This window comes from Kitasatospora sp. NPDC048545 (genome assembly GCF_040651155.1).
Taxonomy (GTDB): Bacteria; Actinomycetota; Actinomycetes; order Streptomycetales; family Streptomycetaceae; genus Kitasatospora.
This window is the reverse complement of the sequence record NZ_JBEZIQ010000119.1, coordinates 1-7413: the sequence shown is the minus strand read 5'-3', so window position 1 is coordinate 7413 and position 7413 is coordinate 1. Positions and strand designations below refer to the sequence as shown.

Below are 7413 nucleotides of genomic sequence, written 5' to 3'. Positions count from 1 at the left end.
TAAAACGAACACGCCAAAGCAAGAACCGAGTCATGACGCGAACACGCGAACGTGACCCAGCCCGAACCTGGGAAGTGGTGTTTCAGAGGATTGGCCGCCCCGGGACCGTCCGCGCTGACGCGTGTCCGGTGCTCCCTGCCGAGCGACTAGAGAACAGTACTCCTCATCCGCGGCCAGGCCAAACCGCTCCCGCCTCAACGGGACGTTCATCGAACGTCTATCGCCGTTGTCCACGATCAGAACCACCAGAGGGCGCCCGACACGACAGCGGGCGCCGACGTATGAGAGAGGCAGCACGGGGACATGAAGGCGACGAAGGCACTGCGACGCGCAGCCGTCGGGATCACGGCCGGCCTACTGGCGCTGGCCTGGCCGATGGCGTCGGCGGGGAGCGCTCAGGCTGCCACCGGGTACGGCGCGACGTTGTCGGAGCCCGGGGTGCTCTACCCCGGCGACTACCTGGAGTCCGGCGACACCCGGCTGTACATGCAGGGCGACGGCAACTTCGTCCTCTACAAGTACGCCCAGTGGAACCCGACGCCGGTGTGGGCCGCCCCGGGGGCCTTGGGCTGCGGCACCAAGGCGATCATGCAGGGCGACGGCAACCTCGTCGTCTACGGCGCCGGCGACCGCATCTGCTGGGCCAGCGACACGTACAAGACCAGCTCCTTCCAGACCGCCGGCGTGCAGGTCCAAGAGCACGGCGGCCTCAAAATCGTCTTCACCGACACCCGCCAGTGGAGCTACCGCTGGGCCACGATCCGCAGCTCCGACCCGTACTAAGCACCACCCCGCGGCCCAAGCACCACCCGCGGCCCGGCCCTCACCCTCGCTCGGTGAGCCACCTGACCAGGTCGTCCACCGACCAGCGCGGCCGGGCCGCGAGCCGGTCCGCCGCCGTCCGCAGCAGCACCGGCAGGTGGCCGCAGAGGGCGGCCACCTCGGCCGCCGCGTCCGGCTCCTGCCGGATCCTGTCCGCGCCCACGATCCGGGCCAGCAGCTCGTGGGCGTCGCGCGGCTCCAACGGTCCCACCGTGAGCCGTGCGGCGTCCTCGGGCAGCGTGCCCGGTTCCGCGCCCGCCACCACGGCCGCGCAGCCCGCCCGCTCCGGCAGGAGCGGCCGCGGGTCGGCCACCCCGTCCAGCAGCACCAGGACGCGCCGCCCGGTCAGCAGCTCGCGGTAGCGCGCACCGAGCTCCTCGACACCGGCCCCCGCCGCCGGCCGCTCGCCGAACGCACGCAGGAACCCGGCGAGCACCACGTCCGCCGCACCACCGCCCACGTACAGCTGGCCGTCGGGGAAGGCGTCCTGGACGACGTGCGCCACGTGCACCGCCAGCGCCGACGCGCCGCTGCCCGCCGGACCCGAGAGCCCCACGACCGGCGAACCGTCGCCGGTCGCCCGCAGTGTCCGCTCCGCCCGGCGCACCAGCCCGGCCCGGCCCACCAGGTCGGGGATGTCCGGTGGCAGCTGGCCGGGCCTCGGCAGCCGCCGCGGCAGCGGGGCGTCCCCGCGCCGGATCCGGTCGGCCAGTTCGGCCACGGCGGGCGCCGGTTCGAGCCCCAGCTCCCGGTCCAGCCGCTCCCGCAGCGCCCCGTACGCCGCCAGCGCCTCCGCCGTACGGCCGCAGCGGTGCAGCGCCAGCAGGTGCAGCCGGTGCACCTCCTCGTCCTGCGGGTGCGCAGCCGCCAGTCCGGCCAGCGGTTCCACCGCGGCAGTGTGCCGGCCGAGTGCCAGGTCCAGGTCCAGCAGGGTCTTCACCACGGCGAAGCGCCCGGCCGCCAGCCGTTCCCGGGTCCGTTCGGCGAACGCCCCGGGCACGCCGTCCAGCGCTCGGACGCCCTCCCACGCCGCGAGCGCCGCCGCCATTGCCTCCCTCGCCCGGCCCGGATCCCGGTGACGCAGCGCGACGGCCTCCGTGACCGCATCCTCGTAGCGGAACAGGTCCACCGCCTCGCGCGGCGCTGCCAGCCGGTAGCCGCCCGCCGCGGCGACCGGCAGCCCGGACTCGCCGAGGGCGCGGCGCAGCCGGTGCACGTGGGTGCCGATCTGCCCCGTCGGGTCCTTCGGCCAGCGGGTCTCGTCCTCCCCCCAGAGGCCCTCGACCAGCCGGTCCGTCGGCACCAGCTGCCCGGGGGCGAGGAGCAGCGCAGCCAGCACGGCCCGCTGCTGCGGCCGGCCGAGCTCGATCTCACGGCCGTCACACGTCGCACGCAAAGGCCCCAGCACGCGGAAATCGAGCCGCACGACCCACCCCTCGAAGCTCGGATTCCGGTGCACAATCTGTGAGCAGAGCATAGGCCGCCGGGGTATGGGGCGCCGCTGTCCGAACGGAAGTGGCGAAATCCCGGTGGGCGACGACTTCGGGGGCGACATGGGCGACACGGGGGGAGCCGGGCTGCGGTTCGGCCTGCTGGGACCGTTGCGGGCCTGGTACGGGGAGCGGGAACTGGAGCTGGGCCGGCCGCAGCAGCGGGCCGTACTCGCGGTGCTGCTGGCCGCCGCCGGGCGGACGGTGGCCGTCCCGGTGCTGGTCGAGGGGGTGTGGGGCGGGGCCGCGCCGGCCGATCCACGCAAGGCCGTCCAGCTCGCCGTCTCCCGGCTGCGCACCGCGTTCCGGCCGTACACCGGGGACGATCCGGAGCGGCTGCCGCTGGTCCGGGTCGGCGACGGCTACGCGCTCCGGGTGCCCCGGGCGGTCGTGGACACCGCCGCATGGGAGTCGCTGCTGGCCGAAGCCGGACGGCTGCGGGAAGCCGACGCGCCGCCGCAGGAGATCCGGGAGGTGCTGCGGAACGCCCAGCGGCTGTGGGCCGGCGAACCGCTTGCCGGGCTGCCGGGGCCGCACGCCGACGCCGTCCGGGCCCGCCTCACCGAGCAGCGGATCTCGGCCGAGGAGACCCAGCTGGAGCTGGACGCCGACCTCGGCGACCGCACCGACCTGACCGCGCAGGCCGAGGCGCTCGCCCTGGAGCACCCCGGGCGGCCCCGGCTCACCGCCGTGCTGATGCGGGCCCTGTACCAGTCGGGCCGCAGGGCCGAGGCGCTCGCCGTGTACGAGGACGCCCGCCCGTCGCTGCCGCCGGACGCACCGGGTCCGGCCCGTCTCCATCTGCGCATCCTGCGGGAGGACGCCACCCTGCTCCCGGCCCGTCCGGCCCCCGCGCCCGCCGTCGACACCTGGCAGACGCCCGACCAACTCCCCTCCGGGATTGCCGACTTCACCGGCCGGGCCGAGGAGGTGGACACCCTCGCGGACCGGCTCTGCGGGGCCGGCGGGCGCGCCGTCGTGGTCTCCGCCCTGGACGGCATGGGCGGCATCGGCAAGACCGCCCTGGCCGTGCACGTCGCCCGGCACGTCCGGACGCGCTTCCCCGACGGGCAGCTCTTCGCCGACCTGCGCGGCGCCGACCGCACCCCGCCCGGTCCCGGCACCGTCCTCGCCGGCTTCCTGCGCGCCCTCGGCGTCAACCCCGCCGACATCCCGCCGGACACCCGCGAACGCAGCGCGCTCTACCGCTCCGCCCTGGCCGGACGACGCGTCCTGGTCGTCCTCGACAACGCCGCCGACTCCGGGCACGTCGAACCGCTGCTGCCCGGCTCGGCCGGCTGCGCCGTCCTCGTCACCAGCCGCCACCGGCTGGCCGGCCTGGCCGGGGCCCACCAGCTACGCCTGGACACCCTCTCGCCCGAGCAGGCCCTGGAACTGCTCGCCCGCATCATCGGCGCCGACCGCGTCGCCGCCGAAGCCGGGACCGCCGAGGAGGTCGTCCGGGCCTGCGGACTGCTGCCGCTCGCCGTGCGCATCGCCGCCTCCCGGCTCGCCGCCGACCCCGCGCTCACCCTCGCGGCGCTCGCCGAGGGGCTGCGCCACCAGCACCGGCTGGCCGAACTCAGCGACGGCGAAAGGACCGTGGAGGCCACCTTCGCGCTCTCCTACCAGCGCCTGGACCCGGAACTCGCCCGCGCCTTCCGCCTGCTGTCCCTGCCCGACGCCCCCGACCTGCCGCTGCCCTGCGCCGCCGCCCTGATCGGCCGGAGCGCCGACCGGACCGACCGGCTCCTCGAAGGACTCGTCGACCTCAACCTGCTGCACTCCCCCCGGTTCGGCCGCTACGGCTTCCACGACCTCGTCCGCGCCTACGCCCGCGGCCGGCTCGCCACCGAGGAGAGCGCCGCCGACCGCACCGCCGCCACCGACCGGCTGCTCGACTTCTGCCTCGCCACCGCCCGCAACGCCGACCGCGCCGCCCGCAAGGCCGAACCGGCCGAACTCAGCCTGCTCGGCGCCGCCGTGGCCTCCCCCGGCCACCCCGTCGCCGACGGCGCGGACGCCGTGCGCTGGATGCGCGACCAGGCCGAGGTGCACGCCGCCGTCATCGCGCTCGGCTGCACCGACCCCGCCCTCCCGCTCGACCGCGCCGCCGAACTCGCCGACCGGATGGGCGCCGTGCTCCCCGAACGCACCCAGACCGGCGTCATCGTCGACCTCGCCGGGCACATCGCCGAGCAGGCCGCCGCCCGCGGCGAGCACGGCCCGCTCGCCCTCGCCCGCTACCTGCGCGGCAGCATGCTCTGGCACATCAACCGCTACGCCGAGTCCGAGGAGGAGATCCGCCGGGCCGTCGAGCTGTCGGAACGGGACGAAGGGACCGAACGGGTGCTCGCCAAGGCCCTCATCACCCTCGGCAGCAACGCCCGCACCCACGGCCGCTACGCCGAGGCCGCGGAACACGCCGGGCGCGCCGCCGAGCTGTTCCACCGCCTGGGCGCCGAACGCGCCGAGGGCAGCGCGCTCGGCGAGTTCGCGTTCAGCGCCGCCCGGACCGGACGCCTCGCCGAGGCCCGGGACGCCGCCGAACGCTGCGCCCGGCTGATGAGCACCTCCGGCCCGGTCTCCGCCGCCATCGGCCGCTACTACCTCGCCCGGGTCCTGCGGCTCTGCGACGACCCGGAGGCCGCGCTCGACCACGCCGTCGGCGCCCGCGAGGAGTTCACCGCCCTCCAGGTCACCGTGTTCGCCGCCGCGGCCGGCGACCTCGCCGCCCGCATCCACGCCGAGGCCGACCGCTGGCTGCTGGCCGTCGACGCCGCCGAGACCGCGCTCCCCCTCGCCCGCCGCACCAGCGCCAACCTGGAGGCCGCCCTGCTGCACACCCTCGGCACCGCGCTCACCGGACTCGGCCGCCCGCGCCAGGCCCGGGCCTGTCTGACGGACTCCCTGGAGGTGTACGAGCGGCTGGGCCTGGAGGAGGAGGCCGCGCAGGTCAGGGCGCTTCTCACCCGGTAGACGTGGCATCAACGCATGCTCCGGACAAGCGCGTTGAGTGGCCGTCTGCCGCACTCCGGAAATCTCTCCCTCGTCAGGCCCCGGGCCTCCGCGACCGACACGGTCACGGCCCGGGGCGCAGCACGGACGAGAGGCGCGACACATGCCCACGCTCGTACGGAACGGCCAGGTGTGGACGGTCCGGTCGGCGAACGGAACGGTCGTCGACCTGTGCCCCGGACACGACGACCGGGGCGCACCGGTCCACTCCCGGGAGCCCGACGGCACCGCCACCCAGGGCTGGGTCTTCTGGGCCGTGGACGGTGACTGGGTGCTGGAGACCCAGCTGACCCGGGGGAAGTACGCCCCCGGCCAGGCCATGGTCCTGCACTACGACCGTGCCACCCGCCGGACTTCGCTGGCCGATCTGGACGGGCGCCCCGGTCAGCGCTGGTGCCTGGAGGTCGTCGGTGACGACTGGCTGCGGATCCGAACCGCGCGCACCACCGAAGCCGACCTCTTCCTCACCGCGGCCGCCCCCGGGTCCCCGCTCACCCTGGCCCAGCGGGACCACGCCGATTCCGCCCAGCGGTGGCAACTCGTCCCGGCAGGCAGGACCCGCGTCGGCCGGTGGCGGTCGGCAGTCCGTCCGCAGCCCTCCGACGTCGACGTCCGCGCCGAGATGCTGGCCGCCGTCAACACCGAGCGCGCCCGCTCGGGAGTGCGACCCCTGCGGCTCGACGACAGGTTGAACGCAGCCGCCCAGCGCCATGCCGAGGACTTGACCGCGCACGACCTCGTCCGGGACAGCGGCACCGACGGCAGCACACCCTGGCGCCGGGTACGCGCCGCCGGCTTCGCCTTCCGCTTCGCCTCCGAGAACGTGGCCGAGGCGGACAACGCGCCGGAGGCCATGCGGTTCTGGATGAACAGTCCCCGCCACCGGGACGCCATACTCGACCCCCGCTTCAACCACCTCGGTGTCGGCAGCGCGCCCCGCCAGCACGGCGCCCGGGGCCGCTGCGTCCAGACCTTCGGCCAGGTCTGACCAGGCTCTCGGCCACTCCGCCCCGACCACCCGGCCTTCTCCCCACCGGCTGCGCGGAAGCGCGGGGCCGGCGGGTCGGCGAGACAGCCGTTCATGAGGTGGGACGTCCGCAGCCCGTTCGGAAGCCGCTCGTACCAGGCCGGTCCGAACGTGTTGCAGGCGTTGCACACGATCCCGCGCACGCACCCGTCCGCAGGGGTCCGACGATTCGAAACAGCACCCGTGATCGTGATCGACGTGCCGCTGAGCCGCGCAGAGGCTCCGCCTGGTCCCGGGACGGTCGTGCTCGGGACCGACGCACATCTTCCGAGCCGACGGCTCCCCTCCGATCTCCGTCGCCCACTCCCCCTCCCGGAGTAGGGCCGACGGTACCCCCGGGGTCCGACAATCCGGCCCCGGTACGCCCACACTTGAAGGAGAAATCCATGGCCACCACCCGTACCCGCAGGTTCCTCTCCTCGCTCGGTGCTGCCGCCACCCTCGCGGGGGCGGTCGTGGCCGGCGCGCCGGTCGCGCAGGCCGCGCAGCCCGGCCCGTGCGACCTGGCGCCGGCCCTGCACATCCCGCAGAAGGTCTACAACGGCGCCGGCGGCGTCCTCGACCTGCCGCAGAACAACGAGGTCAACGGCCAGTGGGTCGGTGTCTACTCGGCCAACGACTGGTCCTCCGCCCAGACCTGGTCGGTCTGGGGCTACTGCGACGGGACCACCGCCATCGCGCACGACGGCAGTGGCAAGGTCGTCGACCTCGACACCCGTTCGGGTGCCGTCCGGCTCTGGGACACCCCGGGCGGCCGGGACGGGCTCAACCAGCCGGCCGGAAACTGGATGCCGGCCAACCAGAAGTGGTGGCTCACCGACCAGGACCGCGGCTGGTACCTGGTCCGCAACGCGGCGACCGGGCAGTGCCTGACGTCCAACGGCGTCGGCCGCGGAACCTCGATGGCCGGCTGCAACACCGCTGACCCCGCGCAGCGCTGGATGCTCTGACCCCACCGGGGTCATGATCCGGATCGTAACGGGCGGCGCGGACAGGCCCTCCCCGGGGCGCACCGCACCGGTCGTACGCGCGTGCGCAGAGCACCTTGCGCACCCC

Annotated in this window: 5 protein-coding genes; 4 read left to right on the top strand and 1 reads right to left on the bottom strand. The window is 75.0% G+C overall.

Translation table 11 applies throughout. The features are described from left to right. Nucleotides 1-303 precede the first annotated feature (303 nt). Entirely contained in the window at nt 304-783 is a 480-nt protein-coding gene (locus AB0D10_RS45505; protein ID WP_360268761.1) for a hypothetical protein, read from the top strand. Between the two features lie 40 nt (nt 784-823). Here AB0D10_RS45505 and AB0D10_RS45500 read toward each other — a convergent pair whose 3' ends face one another. Continuing rightward, nucleotides 824-2248, bottom strand: coding sequence for a BTAD domain-containing putative transcriptional regulator (locus tag AB0D10_RS45500; protein ID WP_360268759.1), 1425 nt, complete (start codon nt 2246-2248; stop codon nt 824-826). A gap of 103 nt (nt 2249-2351) precedes the next feature. Here AB0D10_RS45500 and AB0D10_RS45495 point away from each other — a divergent pair, with 103 nt between their 5' ends. From AB0D10_RS45495 to AB0D10_RS45485, 3 genes are all read left to right on the top strand, one after another. Further along, nucleotides 2352-5291, top strand: coding sequence for a BTAD domain-containing putative transcriptional regulator (locus AB0D10_RS45495; RefSeq protein WP_360268756.1), 2940 nt, complete (start codon nt 2352-2354; stop codon nt 5289-5291). A 142-nt stretch (nt 5292-5433) separates the two neighbouring features. After that, complete coding sequence (locus AB0D10_RS45490; RefSeq protein ID WP_360268753.1) at nt 5434-6318, top strand: CAP domain-containing protein; 885 nt, start codon at nt 5434-5436, stop codon at nt 6316-6318. Nucleotides 6319-6743: 425 nt separating this feature from the next. Further along, on the top strand, nt 6744-7307 hold the full coding sequence (locus AB0D10_RS45485; RefSeq protein ID WP_360268751.1) for an RICIN domain-containing protein: 564 nt from the start codon (nt 6744-6746) through the stop codon (nt 7305-7307). Nucleotides 7308-7413 lie beyond the last annotated feature (106 nt).